General features: G+C 64.9%; 37 protein-coding genes. All 37 read left to right on the top strand.

From position 1 onward, the window contains the following. The first annotated feature begins 8 nt into the window (after positions 1–8). The 37 genes from DL238_RS15030 (at position 9) to DL238_RS14855 (ending at position 25,663) form a co-directional block, all read left to right on the top strand. Positions 9–443, top strand: coding sequence for a hypothetical protein (locus DL238_RS15030; protein ID WP_115493246.1), 435 nt, complete (start codon positions 9–11; stop codon positions 441–443). Positions 444–487: 44 nt separating this feature from the next. Next, entirely contained in the window at positions 488–682 is a 195-nt protein-coding gene (locus DL238_RS15950; RefSeq protein ID WP_147291029.1) for a hypothetical protein, read from the top strand. Positions 683–692: 10 nt separating this feature from the next. Next, entirely contained in the window at positions 693–1,106 is a 414-nt protein-coding gene (locus DL238_RS15025) for a hypothetical protein (RefSeq protein WP_115493245.1), read from the top strand. A gap of 8 nt (positions 1,107–1,114) precedes the next feature. Then, positions 1,115–1,324: a hypothetical protein gene (locus tag DL238_RS15020; RefSeq protein ID WP_115493244.1), complete on the top strand. Its 210-nt coding sequence runs from the start codon at positions 1,115–1,117 to the stop codon at positions 1,322–1,324. After that, entirely contained in the window at positions 1,314–1,649 is a 336-nt protein-coding gene (locus DL238_RS15015) for a hypothetical protein (protein WP_115493243.1), read from the top strand. Before DL238_RS15020 ends, DL238_RS15015 begins: the two co-directional genes overlap by 11 nt. 209 nt (positions 1,650–1,858) lie before the next feature. Further along, on the top strand, positions 1,859–2,317 hold the full coding sequence (locus tag DL238_RS15010) for a LexA family transcriptional regulator (RefSeq protein WP_115493242.1): 459 nt from the start codon (positions 1,859–1,861) through the stop codon (positions 2,315–2,317). Beyond that, positions 2,268–2,912: a hypothetical protein gene (locus DL238_RS15005; protein ID WP_181883976.1), complete on the top strand. Its 645-nt coding sequence runs from the start codon at positions 2,268–2,270 to the stop codon at positions 2,910–2,912. The genes DL238_RS15010 and DL238_RS15005 overlap by 50 nt, the downstream gene beginning before the upstream one ends. A gap of 186 nt (positions 2,913–3,098) precedes the next feature. Next, on the top strand, positions 3,099–3,290 hold the full coding sequence (locus DL238_RS15000; protein WP_115493240.1) for a hypothetical protein: 192 nt from the start codon (positions 3,099–3,101) through the stop codon (positions 3,288–3,290). After that, a complete protein-coding gene (locus tag DL238_RS16210) occupies positions 3,287–3,460 on the top strand; it encodes a hypothetical protein (RefSeq protein ID WP_181883975.1) in 174 nt (57 codons plus the stop codon). The genes DL238_RS15000 and DL238_RS16210 overlap by 4 nt, the downstream gene beginning before the upstream one ends. Next, positions 3,457–3,801 carry a hypothetical protein gene (locus DL238_RS14995; RefSeq protein WP_234031130.1) on the top strand — a complete coding sequence of 115 codons (345 nt, stop codon included), beginning with the start codon at positions 3,457–3,459 and terminating at the stop codon, positions 3,799–3,801. Before DL238_RS16210 ends, DL238_RS14995 begins: the two co-directional genes overlap by 4 nt. Further along, on the top strand, positions 3,798–4,319 hold the full coding sequence (locus tag DL238_RS14990) for a host-nuclease inhibitor Gam family protein (protein WP_115493239.1): 522 nt from the start codon (positions 3,798–3,800) through the stop codon (positions 4,317–4,319). The genes DL238_RS14995 and DL238_RS14990 overlap by 4 nt, the downstream gene beginning before the upstream one ends. Positions 4,320–4,448: 129 nt before the next feature. Further along, positions 4,449–4,688, top strand: coding sequence for an HNH endonuclease signature motif containing protein (locus DL238_RS14985; protein WP_181883974.1), 240 nt, complete (start codon positions 4,449–4,451; stop codon positions 4,686–4,688). Between the two features lie 120 nt (positions 4,689–4,808). Then, on the top strand, positions 4,809–5,300 hold the full coding sequence (locus tag DL238_RS14980) for a P27 family phage terminase small subunit (RefSeq protein WP_115493237.1): 492 nt from the start codon (positions 4,809–4,811) through the stop codon (positions 5,298–5,300). Between the two features lie 9 nt (positions 5,301–5,309). Beyond that, complete coding sequence (locus tag DL238_RS14975; RefSeq protein WP_115493236.1) at positions 5,310–7,076, top strand: terminase large subunit; 1,767 nt, start codon at positions 5,310–5,312, stop codon at positions 7,074–7,076. Beyond that, positions 7,076–8,392: a phage portal protein gene (locus tag DL238_RS14970; protein WP_115493235.1), complete on the top strand. Its 1,317-nt coding sequence runs from the start codon at positions 7,076–7,078 to the stop codon at positions 8,390–8,392. The genes DL238_RS14975 and DL238_RS14970 overlap by 1 nt, the downstream gene beginning before the upstream one ends. Next, a complete protein-coding gene (locus tag DL238_RS14965; RefSeq protein ID WP_115493234.1) occupies positions 8,367–8,990 on the top strand; it encodes an HK97 family phage prohead protease in 624 nt (207 codons plus the stop codon). Before DL238_RS14970 ends, DL238_RS14965 begins: the two co-directional genes overlap by 26 nt. Before the next feature lie 105 nt (positions 8,991–9,095). Continuing rightward, positions 9,096–10,358 carry a phage major capsid protein gene (locus DL238_RS14960; RefSeq protein ID WP_115493233.1) on the top strand — a complete coding sequence of 421 codons (1,263 nt, stop codon included), beginning with the start codon at positions 9,096–9,098 and terminating at the stop codon, positions 10,356–10,358. A gap of 108 nt (positions 10,359–10,466) precedes the next feature. Then, positions 10,467–10,706, top strand: coding sequence for a hypothetical protein (locus tag DL238_RS14955; RefSeq protein WP_115493232.1), 240 nt, complete (start codon positions 10,467–10,469; stop codon positions 10,704–10,706). 3 nt (positions 10,707–10,709) lie between these two features. Next, positions 10,710–11,255: a head-tail connector protein gene (locus DL238_RS14950; RefSeq protein ID WP_115493231.1), complete on the top strand. Its 546-nt coding sequence runs from the start codon at positions 10,710–10,712 to the stop codon at positions 11,253–11,255. Next, positions 11,255–11,581 (top strand): phage head completion protein, encoded by a 327-nt coding sequence (locus tag DL238_RS14945; RefSeq protein WP_115493230.1) that lies wholly within the window; start codon positions 11,255–11,257, stop codon positions 11,579–11,581. The genes DL238_RS14950 and DL238_RS14945 overlap by 1 nt, the downstream gene beginning before the upstream one ends. A gap of 2 nt (positions 11,582–11,583) precedes the next feature. Continuing rightward, positions 11,584–11,856, top strand: coding sequence for a hypothetical protein (locus DL238_RS14940; RefSeq protein WP_115493229.1), 273 nt, complete (start codon positions 11,584–11,586; stop codon positions 11,854–11,856). Beyond that, positions 11,857–12,258, top strand: coding sequence for an HK97-gp10 family putative phage morphogenesis protein (locus DL238_RS14935; protein ID WP_115493228.1), 402 nt, complete (start codon positions 11,857–11,859; stop codon positions 12,256–12,258). It abuts the gene before it with no gap. Then, positions 12,259–12,687 (top strand): hypothetical protein, encoded by a 429-nt coding sequence (locus DL238_RS14930; protein ID WP_115493227.1) that lies wholly within the window; start codon positions 12,259–12,261, stop codon positions 12,685–12,687. A 16-nt stretch (positions 12,688–12,703) separates the two neighbouring features. Further along, on the top strand, positions 12,704–13,144 hold the full coding sequence (locus tag DL238_RS14925) for a phage tail protein (RefSeq protein WP_115493226.1): 441 nt from the start codon (positions 12,704–12,706) through the stop codon (positions 13,142–13,144). Next, positions 13,144–13,644, top strand: coding sequence for a hypothetical protein (locus DL238_RS14920; RefSeq protein ID WP_115493225.1), 501 nt, complete (start codon positions 13,144–13,146; stop codon positions 13,642–13,644). The genes DL238_RS14925 and DL238_RS14920 overlap by 1 nt, the downstream gene beginning before the upstream one ends. A gap of 249 nt (positions 13,645–13,893) precedes the next feature. Beyond that, positions 13,894–16,860, top strand: a complete 2,967-nt coding sequence (locus tag DL238_RS14910; RefSeq protein ID WP_115493223.1) for a phage tail protein — start codon at positions 13,894–13,896, stop codon at positions 16,858–16,860. Further along, positions 16,860–17,444 (top strand): hypothetical protein, encoded by a 585-nt coding sequence (locus DL238_RS14905; RefSeq protein ID WP_115493222.1) that lies wholly within the window; start codon positions 16,860–16,862, stop codon positions 17,442–17,444. The genes DL238_RS14910 and DL238_RS14905 overlap by 1 nt, the downstream gene beginning before the upstream one ends. Next, positions 17,444–18,073, top strand: a complete 630-nt coding sequence (locus tag DL238_RS14900; protein WP_115493221.1) for a hypothetical protein — start codon at positions 17,444–17,446, stop codon at positions 18,071–18,073. The genes DL238_RS14905 and DL238_RS14900 overlap by 1 nt, the downstream gene beginning before the upstream one ends. Further along, positions 18,073–18,507 carry a DUF6950 family protein gene (locus DL238_RS14895; RefSeq protein ID WP_115493220.1) on the top strand — a complete coding sequence of 145 codons (435 nt, stop codon included), beginning with the start codon at positions 18,073–18,075 and terminating at the stop codon, positions 18,505–18,507. Before DL238_RS14900 ends, DL238_RS14895 begins: the two co-directional genes overlap by 1 nt. Then, a complete protein-coding gene (locus DL238_RS16205; RefSeq protein WP_234031129.1) occupies positions 18,495–20,447 on the top strand; it encodes a phage tail protein in 1,953 nt (650 codons plus the stop codon). Before DL238_RS14895 ends, DL238_RS16205 begins: the two co-directional genes overlap by 13 nt. Positions 20,448–20,465: 18 nt before the next feature. Beyond that, complete coding sequence (locus tag DL238_RS14885; protein ID WP_115493219.1) at positions 20,466–20,846, top strand: hypothetical protein; 381 nt, start codon at positions 20,466–20,468, stop codon at positions 20,844–20,846. Beyond that, positions 20,843–23,899: a glycosyl hydrolase family 28-related protein gene (locus DL238_RS14880; RefSeq protein WP_115493218.1), complete on the top strand. Its 3,057-nt coding sequence runs from the start codon at positions 20,843–20,845 to the stop codon at positions 23,897–23,899. The genes DL238_RS14885 and DL238_RS14880 overlap by 4 nt, the downstream gene beginning before the upstream one ends. A gap of 2 nt (positions 23,900–23,901) precedes the next feature. Beyond that, positions 23,902–24,210, top strand: coding sequence for a hypothetical protein (locus tag DL238_RS14875; protein ID WP_115493217.1), 309 nt, complete (start codon positions 23,902–23,904; stop codon positions 24,208–24,210). Next, a complete protein-coding gene (locus DL238_RS14870) occupies positions 24,197–24,397 on the top strand; it encodes a hypothetical protein (RefSeq protein ID WP_181883972.1) in 201 nt (66 codons plus the stop codon). Before DL238_RS14875 ends, DL238_RS14870 begins: the two co-directional genes overlap by 14 nt. Then, positions 24,394–24,777, top strand: a complete 384-nt coding sequence (locus DL238_RS14865; RefSeq protein WP_115493215.1) for a hypothetical protein — start codon at positions 24,394–24,396, stop codon at positions 24,775–24,777. The genes DL238_RS14870 and DL238_RS14865 overlap by 4 nt, the downstream gene beginning before the upstream one ends. Then, the gene (locus DL238_RS14860; protein WP_115493214.1) at positions 24,774–25,280 is read left to right on the top strand and encodes a M23 family metallopeptidase; all 507 of its coding nucleotides are present in this window, start codon (positions 24,774–24,776) and stop codon (positions 25,278–25,280) included. Before DL238_RS14865 ends, DL238_RS14860 begins: the two co-directional genes overlap by 4 nt. Continuing rightward, positions 25,280–25,663, top strand: coding sequence for a hypothetical protein (locus DL238_RS14855; protein WP_115493213.1), 384 nt, complete (start codon positions 25,280–25,282; stop codon positions 25,661–25,663). Before DL238_RS14860 ends, DL238_RS14855 begins: the two co-directional genes overlap by 1 nt. Position 25,664 lies beyond the last annotated feature (1 nt).

Raw genomic sequence — 25,664 nt, 5'->3', positions numbered from 1 at the left:
ATTGGACGATGGCAATACCGTTACCTGTTCTCCTCGCGGCGGCCGAGCGCCTGGCGCGCGATGAGCGCACCCAGAAAGTCGCTCGAGGCGCTGCTGATGCGATGTTCCGAAAGGGCGGCGAAGTATGGCGCAACCGATCGCAGAAGTCGGCTTCGGAGAAATCGCCGATACCGGAAACAAAACAATTGGAGGCCCCTGCGAGCGCCGAAGCAGAGAAGAAGGGGTGGCGGGGTGCCATGTCCAAGCGCCTGCGGTTTCGGGCTGGTCAAACGGGAGACCTCGTTCGGTTCGACTACGAGGACGAGCACGGTCTTTCGAGCAAGCGAACGGTCGGGAACTGGTCCAGCGATGGGCGCGAAATCGAAGGCTATTGCCTGAACCGGAAGGAAGCGTGCCGCTTTGCACTCGGTCGGATCAGCAACTGGCGAGAGATCGATATCTGAGCGGCCGAGTGGGGTGGAAGTCTCGAGGAGATGGAGGATAGTTGATGGCTGGACGAATTCCGATGGTGGGCGACCCCAAGCCGCTTGATCGCGAGGCGCTGGGGCAGGAATGGGCCACGTCAGTCGCGCGGATGAGAGAGGATAGCGAAAAGCTTTTGGCTGAGGCTGAGGCCGCAGGCGACGAAAAACAGATCAAGGAATGTCGCAAGCTATTGGCCAAGCTCGCTAAGCTGAATTGAAGGGGAGTTTATGAAGTGGATTTTGGCGGGCGCGACGGGTTTTCTGCTTTCGGCGGCAACGCAAGCGAACGACCAGTTCGATCTAATCTGCGAAGGGACGGTTCAGCGGCAGGAGACCAGTATTCGCGAAAGGCTGACGGCTCCGAAAAAGCCGTTTAGTACGGTTCTTTCTATCGACCTGATCACGCGTGAATTTTGCGCGGATGACTGTGAACGGGTGAAGCCGATCGACAGCGTGTCGTTTGAGCAGATCATCCTCGATGACTCAGACAACGGTGATGTCGATACAATGGAGCTCGTCGCACGCCGTGATGGTCGATACTCGCGGTTGCGAAGCAGGATTGGGGACGGGCAATTCGTGGAACTCGCTGAAGCGAAATGCAGCCCGGCGCCGTTCAGCGGCTTTCCCGAGACAAAGTTCTAGAGGGCGACATGGACGACGATGCGGCAAAAGCGCTGACCAAGTTGCTTGGCGATCAGATAAAAATGAATGTCCGGGTCCTCAGATTGCTCGTCCGAACCGTCGAGCAAAACGAGGACAACGAAGAGCAGCTTAGGGATATTGCAGACGCGGTTGCCGATATGCTTCCCGAATATGCCAGGATGGGCACGGCCCTGAAGGGGTTCGACGATGGCGATTGACCAAAGTCTCAACCGGATTCATGCTGTGGAACGCGATGTCGCCGGCCTTCGCGAGCAGATCGAAGCGCGCAGCGGGGGCGGTGGCGGAGAGGGAGGCCAAGTGGAACAGCGCGTTACCCGGCTCGAAGGTCAGTTCGACAAGCTCGGCGACAAGCTCGATCGTCAAAGCGATCGGATAGGCGGTATTGAGAAGGAGCTGGCTACACTCACGGAGCGCGTTGCGCATCTGCCGAGCAAGGGTTTTATCGTTTCCTCGTTGGCTACGACGGTCGGGGTGATTAGCGGACTTGCGATCATCGCCCAAAGGCTCGGTTTCTTCGGCTGATCCAGCGCCCATATCGGTGATGCCACCGGAATGCTCGCGGGGGTATCGCGCCTGCAATCGGGGGTATCGGCAGATTTGACCGGGTTTTGATCGCGCAATCCCGCGCCTTTGCGCGATCGGGGCGGAGGGTGTCTCCGCCTCGGTCGGGCGACCAAACCTTCCCTATCCGCTGATTTTCGCTATATGTTCCAGCGAGGAGGGAGGCGCGGATGGGGCATCAGCCCACCCGGATAGAGGAACGGCCGCGGCGCAAGCTGACGCCCGCGATGGCGAGCTTCAGGTTGCTGGTGCTCGATTTTGTTCGCGCCTATCTCCGTGAGAACGGCGCGTCTCCGAGCTACGGCGAGATCGCTGGCGGACTCGATAGCAGCCGGAACCAGGTGAAGGTTGCCGTGAAATCGCTCGTGCGGGACAGGCTGCTGCTGCAGGGCGAGCGCCCCCGCAGCCTTGCCCTGCCGTCCGAACGCGACGCTGCCATCCGCGCGCTGGAGGGCCTCGGCTTCCGCGTCGATCAAGGGTCGCGCACGATCACGCAGCCGATTACAGATCCGCCACTGCTGCCGCCGGCGACGCTCGACTATGTTCCGGAGGTCGACAGCGATCAGGAGCAAGGCGAGCGTGGGACGGGCAAAAGGACAGGCGGCGAAGAGAGCGGCCGAGCAGGCTAGCCATCGTCGCAAGGTGGATGGTGATTACCGCGCCCGCCATCCGCGACGTGCGGCCGAGGAAAGCGCCTTCCGGAAGGATCGTCGGCAGCGCCGGCGTGCGGCGGCCGATCGTGATCCGCATTTCGATGCCGGAACGCCCGAGACCGCGCAGAAGGCTCGCAGCGTCCAGCAGGGCGCGCTGGCGCGGATGTTCGAACTGGGGCACGTGAGCGCAGACGAGCTCGCATGGAGTCAGGAGATCCGCGCCGTGGCCGAGAAGCTGGCGCGCGACGTGACGATCGGCACCTTCAGCCTCGAGACGCGGGTCGACCAGAGCCGCAGCGGGCAGGGCGCATCGCTTGAAGCGCTGGGGGCGGTCCGGGCCGAGATCGCCTATACGAGCTGGCGCAAGGATCTTTCGGAGGCGCAGCTAGTCCTCGCGATGATCGTCCAGGACGTCAGCTGGCGCACTGCGGCCGGGCGGTTCCATGTCGGCCCAGTGCGGGCCAAGAAGCTGCTGCTCGACGCACTGCAGGCGTGGCCGCGACATTGTCGAGAAGCGCGCGAGAACATTAGCGAGGCGGACCTGGTGGCCGCGCAAGCCGGCCTCTTCTGACCGGCAAATTTCAGCCGATTACAGATTAGACCCTCCCAAACGATACGCTGATCGGCCAAATCGACCCCGGGCGAATTGCGTCTTACCCGGCTCATTCGCTTCCCGATCCCCCTGAGAAGGCCCGCCGCGATCGCTCTTCAGAGCGCGCGAGCGGGCCTTTTTCATGCCCGAAGGAGCCGAGCGCCGATGCCGCATGGCCTGACACAGCAAACCAAGCCGAGCCTCGAGCAGCAGCTCACCGAGGCGCAGGCGCAGCTGGACGAGGTGCTGGGCGAAGTGACCGCCGGCATCCGAAACCCCACACACTTCGACCAGCTCGAGGAGCGGGGCAACGCTATCGGCGCCGGCATTCGCCGCGCCTTCCGGGGCGAGCGATGATTGACCTAGAGGAGCTCGCTCAGCAGGCCGATGCCACGAGCGAAGAGCCGGTCACCGTGTCCCGCCGCTATCTTGCACAGCTTCACACCGAGGTGATGAACGGCCGGGTCGCTCAGGCCCAGCTCGATATGATCTTCGGGCCTGGCCGGAAGTCCGGCGAGTGCAGATGACCGGAAGCTTCTGCGAAGCCACCTCCTGCACGCTCAAGCGTCGTGAGAAGCTCGCCGACGCGCTGATGCTTCTCACCGATCAGCAGGGCGAGATTACCGCACACAGCGCGCGACCCTGGGCCAGCATCACCTTCAGCGGGACGCAGCACGCGATCACGCTCGACTTCGAAGGCGCAGATGCCGTCCAGGCGGGCGAGGGCTTCATCGCACGGTTGGAAGACCACGAGTTCAATATCCCGGGCCAGATCGTCGCCGATGCTGCGATCAAGGCGGTGGAGCACGTTCGAGGCATGCCGGCGCTGATCGTTCACGCCGAAATCCTGATGCTGGCGGAAGAATGACTGCCATTCGCGAACCGCGCACGATTGAATCTGCCACGAAGCTCGCAGAGCGCTTTGCCGAGCTCGAGACCGCGATCGGCGTGGCCGATGCTGTGCGCAACGATGCAATCGCCAAGGCCAATGCAGCGGCCGACGAGGAGATCGCGCCGCTGATCGAAGAACGCGAGGCGATCGCCGCCAAGGTCGGCAGCTGGTGGGGTAAGAACGGACGGGAGCAGGCGCTAGGCGCCAAGCCCAAGGCCAAGTCCATCGAGCTGGGCGGGTGCCTGATCGGCGACCAGAAGAGCCGGGCTAGCCTGCAGGCGCCCGAGGATGATGGAAAGCTCATCGAGCAGATGAAGCGATCGCGCATGCTGAAGAAGCTGCTGCGCGTGACTGTGTCGCTCGACAAGGCGGCGGTGCTCAAGGAACTCGGTGGGGCCAAGGCCGGCGCGCTGAAAGAGCTGGGCCTGTCGATCGTGCCCGGTAAGGACGTGTTCTTCATCAAGCGCGCCGAGCAAAGGCAGACGCGGGGCTGAGGCGTGCCGACGCGGCCGCCACTCTTCCGGCCTCCAGGCTGGAAACCACGGCAACCCTGGCGGCGGCCCGATAACTGGAAGGATCCTCGCAAGCGCGGTCGAGCAGGCCAGCGTGATCGCGCCGAGGTCTTGGCGGAGGAACCGTTCTGCCGACCGTGCCTCGAGGAAGGCAAGCATGTCCGCGCGACGATCGTCGATCATATCGTGCCGCTCGAATGGTCGAAGTGCGATGAGCGCTGGAACAAGCAGGGCATCTGCGATCCCTGCCACGACGAGAAGTCGAAGCGGGAGCGATCCGAAGGCAAGCCGAGCGATCGATGGATTGCCCGGCGATTGAGCGAGCTGAGAGCTTCGTTCTTCGGCTCATAGAGGGGGGGAGGGTCGATCTCTTCGGCCTTCCTCGCCGGACACCGCCGCTCTCGGCGGATTTTCACGCGGTCGAATTCAAAACTATAAAAGTGGCCGGTCGAGTTCGGTCGGGGAGGCTCGATGGGTAGTGGCGGCAGGCGCCCTGGGGCGGGGCGCAAGCGGGACGATCCAGCGGCTAAGAGATTGAGAGGAACGGATCGCAAGGATCGCGGCGCTGAAGCGCCGCCGCCGGCGGTTCCGGGATCGATGGTCGCGCCCTCCTACCTCTCGTCGGATCTCGGTCAGCTGTTGTTCGGTTCGATCGCGCAAATCCTCGAACAGCAGGGCAGGGCGTCACCGCACTACACCGACGTCGTCGCGCTGCTCGCCCAGCGCCTCGAGCAGATCCAGCGCTGGCAGGCGGTACTGGAATGCGAAGGCGACACCTACGAAGCGAAGACGCAGCACGGTTTCATGATCCGAAAGCGGCCGGAGGTGCAAATGCTCGCCGATGCGATGCGGCATGCGCATTCACTGCTCGGCGAACTGATGATCACGCCGGCGACGGCCTTGAGGCTGGGGGAAGGCCAGAAGCCAGAAGAGAACCCGTTCGCGATCCTCGCCGAGCTCTGAGGACTTTATGTGGAGACACGCGATTACGCGGCGATCGCCCGGCAATATGCGCGCGACGTCGTCTCGGGCAAGCAGCCGGCGGGCAAGTCGATCCGGCTCCAGTGCGAGCGGTTTCTCGATGAGCTGAAGCGCCATCGGCGCAAGGACTTTCCCTACAGGTTCGATCCGAAGAAGGCGGCGAAGGTTTGCGCCTTCATCGAGTGCCTACCGCACACGAAGGGCAAGTGGGCGAGCCAACGGGCACGGTTGGTCCTCGAACCGTGGCAGATCTGGATACTGGTGGTCACCTTCGGGTGGCTCCACAAGAGCACCGGACTCAGACGCTTCCGACGTCTGCTGCTGGTCGTCCCGCGCAAGAACGGCAAGTCAGCGCTGGCTGCCGGTATCGGGCTCTACATGCTCTGCCTCGACGGCGAGGCGGGGGCCGAGGTCTATTCGGGCGCGACAACCGAGAAACAGGCGAAGGAGGTTTTTACCCCCGCACGTCTGATGGCGCTGAAGACGCCTCAGCTCACCAGCGCGTTCGGGGTCGAGGTGCTCGCCAAGGCACTTGTCAGGCCGGCGGACGCATCCAAGTTCGAGATGATCACGGGCGACCCTGGCGATGGCCAGTCGCCGAGCTGCGCGATCACCGACGAGTACCACGAGCACGACGACGACCGGCAAGTCGACACGATGCTCACCGGCATGGGCGCCCGCGACCAGCCCCTGCAGGTGATCGTCACCACGGCTGGCTACAAGCTCGACGGGCCATGCTACGCCGAGATACTCGAATGCCGGGAACGCCTCGCGGGAATCGGTCACAACGGCGGTCCGCCACTCGACGACGACATGCTGTTCGTCGAGTACGCGGCCGACGAAGAGGATGACTGGCGAAGCGAGAACACGCTCCGCAAGGCAAATCCGAACTACGGCGTCTCGGTCGGCGACGAATACCTCCAGTCGCGGCTGCGCGACGCCATTCGAAGTCCGCGCAAGGCCGCGGTCTATAAGACGAAGCACCTCAATCTATGGGTCGCGGCGAAGACGGCATGGTTCGATGTCGAGCATTGGCGGAAGTGTTCTCGGGATACGATCGCCCGTCGTCCCGCTGAAGCGCTGACGGCTCCCGAGCTGCAGGGCCGGCGGTGCATCATCGCTGGCGACCTTGCGACGAAGATCGATATTGCCGCGCTGGAATACCTGTTTCTTCCGATCGGCGAGAAGCCGACTGCAGAGGACCCATATATCCGGATTGGGCGGTATTTCCTGCCGAGCGACAGGGTGGAAGATGTCCCCGCCTATCAAGGCTGGGATGCGGCCGATCTGCTCGATGTCACCGAGGGCAACGTTACCGACTTCGAAGAGATCGAGGACGCGCTTCGCGACGCGGCGGAGCGGTTCGACGTCGAAGCGGTGCCGATGGACCCATGGCAGGCCGCGCAGCTGATCCAGCGGATGCAGGCCGAGGGGCTGCCGATGGTCGAGTATCGGATGACGGTGCAGAACCTGTCGGCGCCTATGAAGGAACTCGACGCACTGATGCGCGAACAGCAGATCGTGCACGGTGGCTGCCCGGTGATGGAGTGGCAGATCAACAACGTCACCGGCCAGCTCGACAAGAAAGACAACGTCTTTCCGAACAAGCCGCGCTCGGAAGCCAAGATCGACAACCCGGTGGCGCTGATGATGGCATTGGGCGTCTCAATGACCGCTGAGGAGGAATTCGAGATGGCCTCCCCGTTCGATGACCCGGACTTCCGCATGACGCCGGACGATGAAGGTGCGTCCGACTGATGGGCTTCCTGACACGCGCACGTGACCTTTGGAGCGGGGGACGCGCCGAAGAGCGCTCGATCGAAGACCCGAAATATTCACTGGCCGAAAATCCCGAGGCGCTCATGTCGCTCTTCGGGATTATGGATCGCAACAATGCCCTGCCGCGCGTGTCGATCGAGGCGGCGCTCTCGGTCCCGGCAGTCTTTTGCGCGGTCGCGTTCCTGTCCCGAACGATGGCGGCACTGCCGCTGCATACGTTTGACGCGGGGGAGAACGGCGACCGCGCCGATGATGGTCCGGCCCAGCTGCTCAGTTTCGCGCCGAACGAGGGTGAGACCAGCTTCGACTGGCGCCGCTATCACTGGCAGCAGGTCTTCACCGGCGGTCGGGGACTGAGCTGGATCGAACGCGCCGGCAAGCGCCCGATCGCAATCTGGCCGATGGATCCGGCTCTGACGGAGATCAAGCGGCGAAGCGGACGGGTGGTCTACGTATTCGACGGCAGGGAATACCCCGCCGCCGATGTCATCGACACGTGCTACATGCCGAAGCGCGATCGGCTCGGCAGCTATTCGCCGATCGAGAAGTGCAACCTCGCGATCAGTCTGGCCATTGCGATGCAGGACTTCGCGGGCGGCTTCTTTGCCGGCGGAGGCGTCCCACCTTACGCGCTCGAAGGTCCGCAGCCGAGCAACCAGGATGCCTTTCGCCGGGCGAAGGAGGCGATCGACCGCGCGATCAAGCAGGCCAAGAAGGAGAACCGGGCGTTCTTCGGCCTTCCGCCGGGCCACTCCCTCAAATCGATCGGGATCGAACCGGGCAAGGGCCAGATGGTCGAGGCTCGGTTGTTCCAGATTCAGGAGATCGCGCGCGTCTGGCAGCTTCCGCCCGTTTTCCTCGCAGATCTCTCGAAAGGGACCTTCAGCAATACCGAGCAGCAGGATCTCCAGCTGGTCAAACACTTGGTCGGGCAATGGGCCAAGCAGTTCGAAGATCAGCTGACCCTCAAGCTCTACGGTTGGCGCAACCCCGAGCGGCGCGTGAAGCACAATCTGGACGGCCTGCAGCGCGGCGATTTCAAAAGCCGGGTCGAAGCGATGGCACGGTCCATTCTTACGGCACAGATGACGCCCGACGAAGCGCGTGCGCTCGAGGGCCGACCGAAAGCCGACGGGGGAGACCGGCTGTACGTCCAGCAGGCGACCGTGCCCCTCACGAATGCGGGGATGGGCCACAATGGCGGCCCGCCGCTCGACGAAACGGGTTCGCAGACCAGCTCCAACGACGAGGAAGAGGAGGAAGGCGCGGATGACGACGCCGGCACCGAAGAATAACCCGCCCTGCGATGGGCGCGAGCGGCGAGCCTTCGTTGGTGGACTGGAGCTGCGCGCGGAGGGCGATGGCGAAAGCGGCCAGACGACCAAGGGCTACGCCTGCCTCTACGACAACGACACCAATATCGGCGGGTACTTTATCGAACGATTCGCCAAGGGTGCGTTCACGAAATCGCTGAAGGAGCGAGACGTGGTCGCGCTGCACAGTCACGATGACGGCCGCCCGATGGGCCGGAAAAGCCGCGACACCCTCCGCTTTTCGGACGACGACAAAGGTCTCGGCTTCGAAAACGACCTGCCCGACACACAGGACGGTCGAGATCTCGCCACATCGCTCGAGCGCGGCGATATCGAGGGCATGAGCTTCCGCTTCCGTGCGATCAAGGAAGAGTGGGACGAAAGCGGCGATGTTCCAAAGCGCACGGTCATCGAGGCCGAGCTCTACGAGATCACCTATACCGCGTTTCCGGCCTATCCGGACACCGAAGTCGGCATGCGTAGCCTGCAGGCGGCGCGCGACGAGCGGCGACAGCACAACAAGGCGGGTGCTGCAGCACGCCTGCGGATGAAACAGGCCCACGTCGAGCGAAGGCTCTGACGCTGCGCTAACCATACCCGGCGAACGCCGGAGGCGACGGAAGCGGCCCGCTCCCGTCCTCACATGCCCGCTTTCGGCGGGCTTTTTCATGTCCAGGAGAGACAGATGATCCTTCAGCAGTACTATCAGGAGCGGGGCGAGCTCGTGGCGGAAGCCCGGCAGATCCTCGACGGCCTCGCCGACGATGCGAGCGAGACCGAAATCCAGCAGGCCGAAGAGCGGCACGACGCGGTGATGGCCAAGGTCGACGCGCTCGACAAGAAGATCGCGCGCGAAGAGCGCGTGGCGCAGGCCGAAACCGCCGAGGAAGAGCGTCGCTCGCGCATGCGTCCCAACGGCCGCGATGGCAGCGCGCCCGGCATCGATGGTGGCGACACGCCCACTTCCGAGGACCGCGCGCGTGAATATCGGTCCGCCTTCGCCAAGTTCGTCTGTGGCGCCGAATTGAGCAATGAAGAACGCCAGGCGCTTCGATCCGTCGAGCAACGCGTCCAGACTGCCGGCACGCCGGCCGATGGCGGCTATACGGTTCCGACCGAACTTATGAATGAGATCGTCAAGGCGATGAAGGACTGGGGGCCGATGTTCGACGAGGACGTCGCGCGCGTGTTCACTACGGCAAGCGGCAACCAGATGACGATCCCGACCGTCGACGATACGGGCGTGACGCCCGAAGCGCATGCCGAAGGTAGCCAGGGCACCGACGACGGCGGCAAGGATGTCACCTTCGGCGAGAAGTCGCTCGACGCGTTCGCGTACGATACCGAATGGATCAAGTGGTCGTTCGAGCTGGACGAGGATTCGATCTTCGCCATGGAACAGCTGCTCGGATCGCTGCTGGGCGAACGTCTCGGCCGTAATGGCAACAAGCAGCTGACGGTCGGCGCGGGCGGCAGTGCCCCCAACGGAGTCGTTACCGCATCGAGCCTAGGCGTGACGGCGGCGGCAACCGGCGCAATCGCCGCCGACGAGCTGATCGATTTGCAGCATTCGGTGAACGCGGCCTATCGCCGCAGCCCGAAGACGCGTTGGCAGTTCTCGGACGACACGCTGAAGGTCATCCGGAAGCTGAAGGACGGCCAGGGCAACTACCTGTGGCAGATGGGCGATGTTCGCTCGGGTGAGCCCGACCAGCTTCTGCGCAGCCCCTACAGCGTCAACGACGACGTTCCCCCGATCGCCGCTGGCAATCGGGCGATCATCTACGGCGACCACAGCAAGTACTTCGTTCGCAAGGTGGGTGCGGTACGCACCATCGTGGCGCGCGAGCGCTTCGCTCCGAACCTCGGCATCCTCGGTGTGCACCGTTTCGACGGCGAACTCGTGGACACGGCCGCGGTGAAGCACTTGGCACTTGCCGCAGCCTGATCCTGATCGACCGGGCGGGGCATCGGCTCCGCCCGGCTTTTCGGTGAGCGCCGCGTGGTTCCCCCGTCGCGCGGAGCTCTCCGAAGAGTGCAACCAGAGGAGCTCGCGATGAAACTGACCATGCTGACCGGGATGGGCGGTCCGAAGACCAACCTGACCAAGGGCGATCCCCACGAATGCGACATCGACGAAGCCGCGCGGCTCGTCCGCGCGGGCTTTGCCACCACCACCAGCGACAAGGACGCCAAGGAAGTCGCCGACGCGATCGCCAAGGCGGAAGCGGCCGAGGAAGCCGCAGCCAAGAAGGCGGCTGAGGAGCGGGCGAAGAAAAAGGGCGACGCGAAGTAAGCCATGGCCTGGTCGTCGCCCGAGACCGTCGCCGAGCCGGCCAACGAGCCCGTTTCGCTTTCCGAAGCGAAGGAGTTCCTCTCGATCGGCGCTGATGAAGACGGTTTCGACACCCTGCTCACCGGCCTGATCACGTCGGGCCGGGAGCGGGTCGAGGAGGAACTGGGGATCAGGCTGGTGAGCCAATCGATCCTCCTCCGGTGCGACGACTGGTCCGATCTCGAGCAGCTTCCCATCGGGCCGGTAAGCGAGATCGAGCATCTCAAGTTCGAGGACGCGGCAGGCTCTCAATCGACGGTCGATGCCGCCCAATACGAATTGACGGGCGCCAAGCTCGACCGGGGGGTCAGACCCACGGTCGGCAGTGCATGGCCACGTTCGCTTCGGCAGGAAGATGGCGCGATCGAGGTTCGACTGACGGTCGGCTACGAAACGCTGCCCAAGCCTCTCTGGACGGCTGTGCTGCAGATCGTCGCCGCGCTGTTCGAACATCGCGAAGGCGATCGCGCTCCCAACCTCGCCCATCTTTCAAACTATCGGGTCTATTGATGGACGGAGCTGCCGCGCGAGACCGGAAGATCGTCTTTCGGTCGAACGAGCCGACCGAGAGCCCGACTGGCGAGATGGTGCCTGATCCGGGCGAGCCGTTCGCGACCGCGATGGCTTCGGTCAACTACGGCAAGGCCAGCGAGCGGCGCCAGGCTGGCGCCGATAGCGCCGAAGCAACGGCCACCGCCCGGGTGCTTTCGACCGAGAAGACCCGCGCGATTAACGCGGATCACATCGCTGAGCTGGACGAGGCAACCTGGAACGTCGCCGGCAATGTGCCGTGGGGTCGGCGTCACCGAGACATAACCCTTGTAAGGAGAGCCTGAGCATGGCCGATGTGAAAAAGACCGACGATCGGGATCCGCGCAACGTGATGGTGAAGGCCCTCCGGGCGCACTCGAACGATCACGGCGAGAAATTCAAAAAGGCGAAGGGCGCTATCTATCTTCACCCGCGCCCGGCGGGGGACATCGCCGCCGGCATCGTGGAAATCGCCGACGAAGAAGCGAGCGAGCAGAAGGCTACCGCGAAGAAGGCCCACAGCGCTCCGAAACGTCCGCGCGCGACCGCGGCAGCGAAGACCGAGGCTGCCAAACAGTAAATGCTCGACTGGTCGCTCGACGGGCTGGACGAAGCGCGTCGCAAGCTGGCGGACGTCGTGCGGCCGATCAACGATCGGCGGATTGGCGAGCATGCGGCCGAGACGCTGGAGCCGATCGCCGAGGACGCCCGGCGGCTTGTGTCGGTCCGATCGGGAGCGCTGCACGACAGCATTCTGGTCGCGCCAACCATAGAGTTCACCGGCGAGACGGAGGGCCAGAGCGTTTCGGTCGGCGTACTCGAGGCGGGCGGCGACGGGGTGTTCTGGGGGCACTTCGTCGAGTTCGGTACGGTCCACTGGCCGGGCGAGCCATTCCTTACGCCGGCGGTCTATCGAAATATCGACCTCATCTTCACCGCGCTAGGCAAGCGCCTCGGCGAAGACATGATCGGAGCGCTGTAGATGCCGGGTGTCATCGACTTCGCGCTGCGCAGACGGCTTCGCGAGGCACAGGCGATCGCCGACCTCACGGGTCGGGTCGGCGGAAAGCCGGCGATCGACCTGGACGAGCGAAAGTCGAACGACCGGAGCGCATTCTCGAGCGTCGTGATTACGCTGATCGCACCCGGTCGAAACTACGACCAGGACGGGGTGAGCAGCACGCGACAGGCTCTCTTCCGCTTCGAGATCTTCAGTCTCTCTGCCGACCCGGGGATACTGCTGAAGGAAGCGCTCGCGACCGAGCTGCAGACAAAGCCGGCCGCGGAGATTGAGGGCGTGCGGTTCGCCGCGGGCTACGTCTTCGGCGACCGCCCGGGCGGGGTCGACAATATCGGCGAGCTGCGGGTCTACCGACGCATACTCGACATGGACATCACGGCAACAATCTGAAGCGAAAGGAAGCGACATGGCCGAAGGCGATGGAGTAGTTAATACCGGTGGGATCGAGTTCCACCTTACCGACGATCAGGGCACGCTCACCAAGCTGAAGGGCGTGAAAACGGTCACCAGTCCGCATCTGCGCGTCGACGAGGTCGAAACCTCCGACCAGGACAGCGGCGGTACCAAGGAATTCTCGCCTGCCATGGGCGAGTGGCCGGACATCACGGTGACGCTGAAGCACGAGCCGAACAGCGCGACCCACCAGCTGATCCTGGAGCATCTGGCGAGCAAGGAAAAGCGCGCCTTCAAGGCGGTGGTGGTCGAGGAAGACGGCTCGACCCAGGACGAAAGCGGCGTCATCTTCCTCAAGAGCTACGAGCCGGATAACGGACAGCTCAACAACGAGCGGATGGCGACGCTGGTCGGCCGCCCGGGCCCGGTCACCCGCGCGGATAGCGTGGCGTGATGAGCACCCCGGCACAGTTCTTCGGCGAGGCGGAGTTCGAGTTCGACGGCTCCGTCTATCGGCTCACCGTCGACAACATGGCGTTCCTCGAGGCGGAAGAAGCCATCGGCAAATCGCTGATGGAATGGGCGCCGCAGCTCAAGGAAGCAATCGAGGCGAGGCGGCCTCCGATGGTGAAGCATCTGGCTGCGCTGATCTTCGGCGCGCTCAAGGTCAACCACCACGACATGACGCAGAAATTCGTGGTGGACCTCGCCATGGGGCAGCACGGACCCAAGGCGCGCAAGAAGCTGCTCGATGCCGTCCTGGAGGCGCTGCAGGGCCTCGACGTGCCCGACCTGCCGGAAGGTGAGCCGGGAAACGCGTCAGCCCCGGCGGGCAATCGCCAGCAGCGCCGGGCGGCAGAGGCTGGGACTGGGACGAGGTCTTCCGCCAGTGGTGCGAAACCGGCCAGCAAGCGGAAGCCTTCTGGTCGCAAACCCCGCGGAGCACGATCCTAGCGATCCAGGCATACCGCCAGCGGCGGGATCGAGAGCACGAGATTTCGGCTCGCATCGGTTGGCTGAGCGCGCGCCTCAATACCTTCTCGTTCCACTCGCCGGACAAGTTCCCCGATTTCGACGCGCTTTCGGGCGCGCCCAAACAGGAACCGCCGCGCGAGGTAAGCGAGCGCGAAGCGATCGACGGGGCGCGCGAAGTCCTCGCGATGATGAAGACCGCCAACCGGATGGCGGAGAAACGGAGGAAGCGTGGGCAAGAACCTGATCGCTGACCTTCGGGCTTCGCTTACGTGGGATCTGGCCGACTTCGAGCGCGGGACGGCGAAGATCGACAGCGGCTTCGGCAAGCTGATCGAGCGCGCGCGGCAGTTTGCCACCGACTTCGCATCAGTCGGCGAACGCATGACGAAGACGTGGACCGTCGGGGTCGCTGCGATGGGCGCGGCGTTCACTGCGCGGACGGTGATGTTCGCGAACGATGCCAAGGCGATCAAGGTCGCAGCGAACACTGCGGCCGATGGCGTCGAGAGCTTCCAACGTCGTGCCTTTGCGGCCGAGCGCGAAGCCGGTGTCGCGATGGAGAAGTTCGCCGATATCTCCAAGGACACGCTGGACAAGGTCGGCGACTATTTCGCGACGGGCGGAGGCGAGCTGAAGGAGTTTTTCGAAGACGTCGCGCCGCGGGTAGGCGTGACGGCCGAGATGTTCCGCGGGCTCAGCGGGCCCGATGCGCTGCAGCTGTTCTACAACACCCTCGACCGGGCGAATGTCAGCCAGCAGGAGATGGTGTTCTTCCTCGAGGCGATCGCGGACGAAGGGTCGCTGCTCATCCCCCTGCTCGCCGAAAACGGGCGACTGTTCGAAGAGCTGGGCAAGAAGGCGAACGTCTTCAGCGCGGCCGATATCGAACGATATATCCGCCTCAAGGACTCGCTCGACGATCTTGGCATCTCGTTCGACAAGCTGTGGCAGGCGATCGCCGCGACCGGTCTCATCGACTGGCTGAGCGCGGCGATCGAGAAGGGCGCGGACTTCATCGAACGTTTCTCTCAGGCCAATCCGCTGCTGTTCAAGATCGCGGTCGGACTGCTCGCCGCTGGTGCGGCCGCAGGGCCATTGCTGATGCTGCTGACCTCACTCGCCGTGGTCATTCTGCCACTATTCCTTGCCGGGCTCGGGCCGGTCTGGCTTGCCCTATCCGCGCTGATCAACCCGATCGGGACGTTGCTGGTCGTCGGGTCGAAGTTTGCCGGCATCGTCGGTGGCCAGCTCCTCCCGCTTCTCGGCAGATTGGTAATCGGTTTCCTCGGTTTAGCGGCCCCGATCGGCGCTGCCATCGCGATCTTCCTCCTGTTTTGCGACCGCGTGATCGATGGGCTGCAGAACGTCTGGCGGATCGCGCAAGAAGCGCTGGGTCCGAGCTTCACAAGGCTGCTCGACGCGGTGGAAGGTACGGTCGAGCGGGTAAGTGCTGCCTTTGGCGATTTTTCGCAGAGCCCTATCGGCCAGTTCCTCGGAGTGGTCATCGGACTTGTCGGGGACTTGGTGGAAGTGCTCGTGACGCTGGCTGGCTCTGCGGTCGTGGGCGCCTTCAATGTGCTGCTGTCTCTTATCACCGCACTGGTAGAATGGATCGGCGGGATGGTCGAAATCACCGCCAATCTTCTTTCCGGCGACTGGGCGGGCGCGTGGGAAGCGGCAGGAAACATGGTCGGCCGCGTGATCGACAGCCTCTTTCCCATGTTCCAGAACCTGTGGAGCTGGATCGAAGCCACGCTGGTCAAGCTCGGCCTTATGGAAGCGCGAGCAGCGCAGGCAAATTCGGCGGCGAAAGGCGAGACCCCGGGACAATCCCGCACGCTGAGCGGGAAGATCGTCACCGACGAGCAGATCCGCGGGCTTGGGGCCTACCCCGAGCCGCAGCAGCCCTGGCGGCGTACGCCGGATGTTGAAAAGCCGAAGGCAACTCCCCGCGGACGCACCGGCCCGAGCGCGGCCGAGCTGGCCGAGCGGCGCGAAATGCTCGCGTTGGAGCACGATATCGCGGTGGCGCGCGAGAGCGGCGATATGGAGGCGCTCAGCGCGCTCGAGCGCAAGCGCGACCTGCAGCGCGCAATCGAGCAGTACGAGCGTGCCGGCCTTTCCAACGCGCAGGCCCGGGTCGCGGCCGAGAAGGACATGATCGAGCTCGAAGAGGCGCGCGCCAAGGCGGCCGCCCGCGAGCGTGCCGATCACGAGCGCAGCTTCGACATTCAGCTGGCGAGGATCCGTGAGGACCACGCCCATCTCAAGACGCTCGAAGACGAAGAGTTTCTCCAGCGCGAGATCGAAGCGCTTGAGGCCGAGAGGGTGCCTCGAGCAGAAGCCGAGGCCGAAGCGGCGAAGAAGCTGCTCGCGCTCGAGGAGGCGCGCGCGGATGCGATCGAGCGCCGTGCGGCCGCACAGCGCGCAGCGCATTCGATCGAACTGGCAGAGCTGCGCGGCGATCGGGTGATGGCGGACCAACTGCGCGAGGACGAGAGAGTTCTGGATCGCATCCGCCAGCTCCAGGAAGACGATCCGAGCATGCATTTTGCCGACGCTCAGGCGCAGGCGCTGCAGGAGGCGGCCGACCGGTCGCGAGCCTACCTGCAGGGATCCTTCCGCGACAGCTTTCGCGGTGGCCTGCGCGCTGCGATGGATGGCAATTTCTGGGACTGGTTTCAGGACCGGATGCGCGATTCGAGCTTCAACGCTCTCGCCAAGGTGCTCGATCGCCTGGCCGACCGGTTCGCGGACATGCTGTTCGACAGCCGGCAGGGCGGCGAGGGGTTCCTCGGAGCGATCGGGGGGTGGCTGGGCAATCTCTTCGGTGGGTCATCCCCGGCAGCGGCAGGTCCTGCGGGCCACGAGGGTCTTCATAAATTCAACTCGGGCGGCAGTTTCAAGGTTCGTGGCTTCGCTGGGATCGATCGCAACATCCTTTCGCTCAACGGATCGCCGGTCGCGCGGGTGAGCCAGAGCGAGATCATCGACGTGAAGCGCGGCGATCAGGCCGGCAATCATGGCCAGCGCGGCGAGCTGACCGTGCGGCTGCAGAAGGATGGCGGGCTGGAGGGCTATATGACCGGTATCGCTGGGCGCGTCGTGACCGAGGCCGAACCCGCAATCCGCCGCCGCACGGCGCAGTACGTCGGATCGAAGTTCGCGCAGGCGCGCGAGAAAAGCCTTAGCTGATGGCCGTAATGATGCTGCCGGCGAAACCGGCCCCGGTGAACACCAGCTGGACCCTTCAGGATTTCGGATCGATTCTGCCAGGCGCGAATGGCGGACCCGCGCAGCGCGTGAACCGGCTTGGCAACCGGTTCCGGCTGTCGGTCGAGATGCCGCCAATGACCGAGAGCGACGCGACGGCGTGGCAGGCCGCGCTGATGCGCGCGGTGCGCGTCGGTGCGGCATTCCGGTTTCGGCAGCCGGGCGGATCCGGGATGTCTCCCGGCTCCCCCGTCGTCGACGGAGCGGGGCAGGTCGGCGCGCAGCTGGCGATCAGTGGCGCCACACCGGGCTTCGTCGCGAGAGCGGGCCGACTGTTTTCGCTTCAGAGTGGGGGACAGCGATATCTGCACATGGTTGCGGAGACGGTTCGCGATCCGGGCAACATGCCGATCGAGCCGCTGCTGCGGGTCGTGCCCGAAGATGGTGACGTGCTCGAGTTTGCAGCTCCGGTCATCGAAGGCCTGCTGGAAACTCCGCCCGAGTGGCGGTTGGATGTCGACTACTTCACGCGCGGGTTCTCCTTCACGATCGCGGAGGCGCGCTGATGGGGGCTACCGACGCGACGGTCTGGGTCACGCACCTGATGAAGTTCGAAGCGCCCGATGGCGACGTTCTGCTGTCCGATGGCGGCCCGGTGAGCTTCGGCGGCGAGCTGTACCTGCCCGAGCATGCGGTGTTCGGCACGATCTTCGAGCCGGGCGAATACGAGGAAGGTTTCGGGGACGAGGCGACGGGCACCACGATCCGGTTCGCTCCGAACCCGGAGGCCGATGTCGCCGACTGGTGGCGCGCGGACCTGAAGGATTGCCGGCTGCGGATCTGGCAGGCAGGCCTCGCCGCGGACATGCACACGGCGGTGGACGCGGAGCAGCTTTCCGACCTGATCGTCGACGCACCCGAGCGCGACCGATCGGGGGGCAGGGACATCCTGGTGCTGGAGATGATGGCGCGCGACGAGCGGTTCTTCCTGCGGCAGGAGGGCAATGTGTGTTCGGACCGGACGCACCAGAGCTTCTGGCCGGGCGAGCTGGGCTTCATCAACTGTATCGACCAGGCGACCTATGTTGCGTGGGGTACCGACGAGCCGGCACGCGGCACGACCTATGGCGGCGGCGGTGGCGGCGGCAGCCGCGGCGGTGGCTACTCGCCGCGGCAGCAGATGCAGGCATTGTGATGCGCGCGATCACCGCCACCGAACGGCTCGCCGCGACCGAGCGGGTGCGAGCGCAGTTCGCGCGGCCGTTCGACTGGTGCGGCGCGAGCTGCATCCACCTTGCGCGCGAACAGGGTATCGCAATGGGGCACGACCTGCCGCCGGTGCCGAACTTCCGCACGCCGCGCGGCGCGGTGCGCGCGCTGCGGAAAATGGGCGCGGAGAACACTCTGGACCTGCTCGATCGCTATTTCGAGCGCTGGCCTTCGCCGGCCTTCACGCGCCTCGGCGATCTGGTCGCGTTGCCGGGCGCTAGCGAGCACGGCGTGCTCGACGCGATCGGGATCGTCGACGGGCGCGGATCGGTGTTCGCGTGGCATGCCGCCACGCAGTTCGAAAAGCTTGAGCCGATTTTGCTGGCGGGCCTGCACCTGAAGGCGGGGTGGAAGCTCTGATGCCCGGCGTGGCGAAGTTCGTGGGGCAGGTCGCGGGCGTGGTGGCCGGTGTCGCGAGCATCATCCCCGGCGGGCAGGGAATCGCCGCTATCGCGGGCGGAATATCGCTCGCCGCAAGTGCCATCGGCGGGCTCTCCGCGCAGCCGCCGCGATCCGAAGGACAGGTGCAGGAGCGGATCCTCGGCGCGAACAATCCGCTGCCGCTGGCGATCGGCCGGAGCTATTCGGGCGGGGTGCAGGTCCACGACGTCGGGTTCGGGAACGAGCTGGACGACGTGAAGAACCCCTACCGCTTCATCGCGGCGGTGCATTCGGCGTGCGGCCCGGTGAAGTCGCTGACGCCGGTCGCGGATTACCACGCCCTCGCCTTCGGTGCGGGCTCTCCGGCCGAGGAGACCGGGTTCTACGAAGAGCACATGTGGCGCGATGCGCAGCTGGGTGCGCAGCCCGAAGCGAACGCGCTGCAAAGCCAGTTCGGCACGCCGCCACGCTGGAGCAGCGCGCACAAGCTGAGCGGCAAGGCGGCGGTCGCCTACACGCTGCTGCTGAAAAAGGGCGGCAAGTTCCCCGGATCGACCGTGCCCGCACTGGCGGAGATCATCGAAGGCACGTCGGCCTACGACGCGCGGCTCGACAGCACCTATCCGGGTGGATCGGGGGCGCAGCGCATCGGGCAGGAATCGACCTATGCCTACACGCGCAATCCCGGCTGCCATGGGCTGACCTATGCCTATGGCCGGTTCGAGAACGGCGAGCGGATCATGGGCGTGAACCTGGGCATCACGGCGATCGACGTCGCCAGCTTCGTCGCCTTCGCGAACCTGTGCGATGCGAATGGATGGACCGTCAACGGGATCGTGTACGAGCCCGGCGACAAGTGGAACAACCTGAAGCTGATCCTCGAGGCGGGCGGCGGGGTGCCGGTGATTTCCGGCGGAATCCTGCGGGTGGATTTCCACGCGCCGCGCCCGGTGCTGCACCGGATCGTGCGCGAGGATCTGGCGAGCGACGATATCTCGGGCCGCCTCGGCAAGGGCTGGAAGCGGCGGCACAACACGCTGGTGCCGCGCTATCGCAGCGAGCCGCACCAGTGGAGCTACCAGCAGGCCGGCGCGGTCTCCAAAGCCGAATGGGTGACCGAGGACGGCGAGGTCAAAAGCGACGAGCGGCAGTGGGACCTAGTGACCGATCTGGACCAGGTGACGCAGCTGGCAGGCTACGACCTGTGGCAGCGGCGCGAGGACGGGCCGTTCGTGGTGCTGGTGAAGCCTCACCTGCGGTGGCTGAAGCCCGGTGATGCGGTTGAGATCGACGAAGAGCTGGGCCTGCACCCCGACGGGACGATCAAGGCGGTGATCCGCCGCCGCGCGCCGGATCTTGAAACGGGTGGCTGGCGGTTCGTGCTGGAGGCGGAAACCGACGCGAAGCATTCCGAGGTGCTGGCGCTGACCGGCAGCGTGTCCGACCCGGTAGAGCTGCCGACGATCGACGAGCTGGCCGACGTCGCCAATGCGAACAGCGTGCCCGCAGGCCTGCTGACACAGCTGATCGCGAACAGTTACATCACCGATGCCGACCCGGCAGACGGGCTTCTGCAGGCGACCGACGGTCAGATCGACGTCGAGAACCACACGCGGACCTATACGGACCTTGCATCGCCGGTCGCGGTCACCGGCGGCGCGCTGACGGTGGAGGACGACGGCAGCACCGCGATCGCGGCCGCGACGACCTATCACATCTATTACGACGATCCCGCCCGTGCGGGCGGCGCGGTGGCGCTCAAGGCGACGCGAATCCCGTCTACGGCCGCGACCAGCGGCACGAACCCGGTCCGGCACAGGGTCGGCACGATCAAGACGGACGTGGCAGGTGGCGGTGGCACGCAGTCGGGCGGCAGCGTGCCACCGGGGTGGAGCCCCGACGATTACAACACGCCCTGATTGAAGGACAGGACCTAGATGCAAAGCAACCATCCCGTGTGGCTGGCCCAGCTCGCGCGCGACAAGAAGGGGGGCAAGGCGCTTCCGTCGATCACGCGCGGGCAGGCCTATACGGCGTCCGTCGGCTTTCCCGTCGATGTATCGGGCGACAGTTTCGCAGGTCAGCTGCGCCTTTCGCCGGACGCGGCGGGCGACCCATTGGCGGACTTCACCGTGACGCCCGGCGATTATGCGGACGGGTCGACGATCGTCACGCTTTCCCTCTCCGCAGGGCAGACCGGCGCGCTGCCCGCAGATGGCGATGCCGACGGACTGGAGGAAGTGGTGTTCGAAGTGCTGCGCAACGGTGCGCGCTGCTTCGCCGGAAATGTCTTCGTAAGCGGAAGGGTGGCCGAATGACCGACATCGCGATCAATCTCGACGGGCAGGATATCGTCGTCGATCTGGGGCCGGATACCGCGCTGGCGGCGCGTGAAGCGGATCGCGCGCGCGACGAGCGGATCGCCGTGCAAACCATTGCCGACGACTTCGGCACCGAAGCTGCGAACGCCCTGGCGACCGTGCAGACGGTGGGGCAGGAGAAGGTCGATGCGGCCGAGGTCTTTGCGCAGGAGGCCGAGACCCACGCGGGAGCGTTCTACGACCTCTCCGACGCTGCCAACGCGATCCTGCGCGGGGAAGTGCTCGAAACGGTAGACGTCGCGCCTGGCCGCGCGCATCCGGGCACAGCCGAGCAGACCATCGTGAACCCGCGCTTCGTGGGGACCGATCCCGACACGCCGGTGGTGCCGATCAGCATTTCGGCGACCGGAAAGAACCTGGTCGATCTTACGCCTTCGAAGTGGGAGGTTGGGCAGTACGACGCGAGCGGCGCGCCCACGGCTTCGGGATCGACCCTGCGGACGAAGAACTCGATCCCGATCACTCCCGGCACCGAATATGTCCGCAGCGGCCTGACCAAGGCCGAGATTACGATCAAGGACGCGAACGCCGTCGTCACCCGCGTGATCGGACAGACCGATGGAATACCGGACAACTTCGTCGCGGCCGCGAACGAATTCTTCGTCGACCTCGAGCTGCCCGGTATTACCGGCGCCCGGCCTGCCTTCGCCGCCGATCGGAAGGTCCAGCTCGAAAAGGGCGCGGTCGCCACGGCGTACGAGCCTTTTCGGGAGGACAAGCGGACCTACAGTGGGATCGAACTCTACGGCTATGCGGGTGTCGGCGACGTGCTGGAGGACGGGAAAGTCATCCGCCGGATCGTTCGCCGCACGCTGCGCGGCACGGCGCAGGCGGGTGCCTGGCACATGACCGGCCCGGTCAACACCTTGGGCAATTTCTACCGGATGCAGGTTGCGAGTGCGGCAACCTTCGCGGCCGAGATCAACCGCATGCTCGGCGGGCGATCGGGCGCGACGATCTACGCGGTCAATCCTGCCTCTGGCACGGAGTCGCGCGGTATCTGGACCTCGCTGACCGACGCGCGGATCGTGGTGCCCAAGGCCGACGTCGACGCCACGCCCGGAGCCGACCTGGTCGCGAAGTTCACTGCCTATCTCAACGCCAATCCGGTCGAGGTGTTTTTCGATGCCGGCAGCTGGGCGGTGACCGAACGCGTGGCGGGCGGAATGATCGAATTGCCCGGTGGAGGGTCGATCATGCTCGACGCAACCGGCGCGGCGACGCACGAGATCGCGTTTCATGCGATCAAGGCAGGGACCGCTGGCGGATCGAGCACGCAGATCACGACGCTGCAGCAGAACGTCGCCTCGCTCACCGCGCTCGCCACAGCGCTTCAGACCCAGCTCGACAATCTCGTCCTCGATGCCGGCGACAGCAATCCCGAGGTGGTGGCGGCGCGCACATCCGAAACGACGATCGAAGACCTGCTGCTCGGTGGGCGTCTCAACCGCATGGAGAGGATGAAGCCGGTCAACGTGAAGGATCACGGCGCGAAGGGGGACGGCGTCGCCAACGATACCGAGAAGGTGCTCTATGCGCGCGACATTGCGGCCGCTTTCGGACGCGATCTCTTTTTCCCGCGCTCCTCCGGCCCGTACATGCTGGACCGCGGGATCAACGTGCCGCGCACGATGACGATCCTGGGCGACGACCCGATCGAATCGGTGCTGAAGAAGATCCCTGCGGTCAGCGTCGAGATCAATGTGATCCTGAGCAAGGATCAGACGAATATCCCGGTGCCGAATGCGGCCACCACCTTCGCCAGCAAGGTCGGTGCCGATTTCTGCCTCGGCCTCTCCGATTCGACGAACACCTACGACAACACGCGCGGGAAGATCACGGCGGTCAACGCCAATTCGATCGATATCGAGAGCTACAACAACCCGGACAGCACCGGTCTGAAGCGCGGCTATGCCCTCGCCACGAACGAGGCGACCAGGGTGGTGCTCTCGACCAGCTTCCCCCTGGTCTACACCGACAAGGTGATCACGCCCGGCGTCGGCGTGATCGAACCGATGCTCGCCAACATCGGGTTCGACGGAAATCGCCAGCCCGGCGAGATCAATGCCTACCCCTGCTCCAACTGGCACTGGGACCCGGTGGTCACCAACGGCGCCTACACCTTCAACGTGATATCGAAGAACAGCGCGGCAGACGGCTTCTCCGACCAGAGCAGCGGCCTGTCGGTGTTCCAGAAGGTGCGGGTGCGCGCCAGCTACTGGCACAGCGGGCATATCGGCTTCACCTCGGACGCGGTCTCGATCCGCGATTACGACACCGAGGGCGGGATCGATGGCCTCTATTTCTGCCAGTACAATCGCAAGACGCGGATGAACGGTTTCACCATTCGCAATGCGGAGGTCGCTATTCGCGAGCTCGACCCAACCGATGGCGATGTCCACATCACGAACGGGCAGTTTGTCGCTTGCGATACCGATATCCAGATCGTCGGCTCCAAGGGCATGCTCTTCGTCCGCGCACAATCGATCGGCAACAAGAAAGGCGTCCTCAAGGCCGACAGCGGGGCGCACTTCGACATCGCGATGCAGGTGCGCGGCGCACTGGGCACCAAGCTGGCCGAGATTACCCGGTGCAGCAGCGGGCGCTTGCATATCGATGCGCCCGATTTCGCGGGCCAGATCGGCGTCCACATCCTCAACCAGGGTGCGAACGACAATGGCCGGTGCAAGAGCCTGACCGTCACCGGGCAGATCGGACGACCCGAGGTGCGCGATGGCAACAACGTCGTGGTCGAGGCCGCGCGCGGCGCAAGCGTCGCTTCCGTCCAGGTGGATTCTGCAGACGATGTCGTGGTCGCTCTCTCGCACAGCTATCCGCAGGGAAGCGGCGTGGACTTCATCATCGGGGCCGGGACCGGGGGAACCGCGTCGACCGGCACGATCCTGAAAGCGGGCGTGCGCGGCGGCGTTCGTGCCGGCAGGCCCTACGTCGACAACGGCGTGGGCACCTTCGACGAGATGGCGGCGTGATAATGATCTCTTTTATCATCGGCGTGCCGACGCCCGACGTCGGCCTGATCGAGAAGGGCGATAGCGGGATCCTCGCCTACGGCGCCCTGTTCGTCATCGCTATCATGGCGATCCTACTCGGCTTGGCGATCCGCAGCCTCTCGCAACGTGATGAGCTGATTAGCGAGATGGCGAAGAGTGGCGCCGAGGCCGCGCGCGAGACTGCAAGATCGCATCTCGCCGTCGCGGTGCAGCTCAGCCGCATGCAGGCCCATCTCGGCATGCCGGCCGGCGACCTTCTGCGCTCGGAGCGCGATGATGAAACTGCGTGAGGTGAAGGTCATCATGAGAACGCTGAGCACGCTGTGGACCAGCTACACGCCACCTCCAGAGGTCAAGGCCATGCTCGCCGAGCTCGATGGGCAGAAAACCTGCGCCCGGCGTCTGTTCGAGCAGGTCGAAGCCGGATGCGGGGCCGATCGCGCGATCGACCAACTTACGAAAGGCAAGGGCGAATGATCCTCCTGGTATTCGGCTGGATGCTGATCGGGTGCGGCTTCGTCAGCTGGGGGTGGGCCGGTGCAGGATGGAAGCGGCGCAGGCCGTTCTCGCCCTACAATGCCGGCCTATGCCTGGCCGCGGGGCTGATCCTGTTCACCACCGGCCTCGGGCTGTCGCTGCGCGGCCGGATCGAGCAGCTGCTGGTCGATCGCGCGGATCTCTCGATTGCCGATCCGAGCTACTGGGTCGGATGCGCGATGATGCTGGCGGGGGAAACGCTGCTGGTGTGGACGTCCTCGCTCGGTGAGGGGCGCCGCTATTCGCGCCGCTTCTGGTGGCTCTATTGCGCGGCCCTGCTCGCTTGGACTGTTTTCGTCATCTGGAGAAACTTGGCATGACAAAGATCGGATGGCCGCTGGCCAGCAACCGCATTCGGCGCGGATCGCTCAACCACACCTTCGGCATGGTGCGGCGTAATCGCGACGGATCGCGTCGACCGCACCAAGGCTGGGATTTCGAGGCGCCCGAAGGCCAGCGCTGCTTTGCGATCGCCGACGGGACGATCGAGCGGATTCGCAATGCAGGCGCATACGGCAAGCACGTAATCCTGCGCTTCGCGTTCGATTTCGACGACGATGGCGAGCCGGACACGCTGTACGCGGTCTATTGTCACCTGTCGCGCATCGATGTGCGATCCGGGCAGAAGGTGCAGCGGGGCCACCAGCTCGGATTGACCGGGAACACCGGCAACGCGCGCGGGATGGCCGGAGTCGACCAGCACCTTCATTTCGAGATTCGCACCCGCCCGATCACCGGACGCGGCTTGGCCGGTCGGTTCTCGCCAATGGTGGTGTTCGGGCAGTGCCCGCTCGGCGAGCCGGTCCGAAAGGCGGTGAGCTGATGGGTGCGATCTGGCTCCGCTGGGGCCCGCACCTGATCGTGCTCGGCCTCGTGCTGGGAGTGATCTGGTTTATCGACCATCGCGGCTACCAGCGCGCGCAGAAGGACGCCGAGCTGGAACGCGCGAAGACGGCCGTCGCGATCGAGGAAGCGGTGGCCGGTCTCGAGGAGGACCTGATCGACGCGATCAATGCTCAAGGCGTCCAGGTCGTCGAAACCGAAAACCGGATCGAGCGCGTCGAGCGTACCCAAGTTCAACCCGTCATCCAGAAGGAGCTGCGCAATGCGCCCCATCTTTCCGATCCTGCTGCTGGCTACGGTGTCGGCCTGCGCGACGCCGTCAATGCCGCAATCGAACAGAGCGCCCGTCCCGCCGCCGATTGAT

The sequence above is a fragment of the Alteriqipengyuania lutimaris genome, assembly GCF_003363135.1.
Taxonomy (GTDB): domain Bacteria; phylum Pseudomonadota; class Alphaproteobacteria; order Sphingomonadales; family Sphingomonadaceae; genus Alteriqipengyuania; species Alteriqipengyuania lutimaris.
This window is presented reverse-complemented; position numbering and strand designations above follow the sequence as displayed.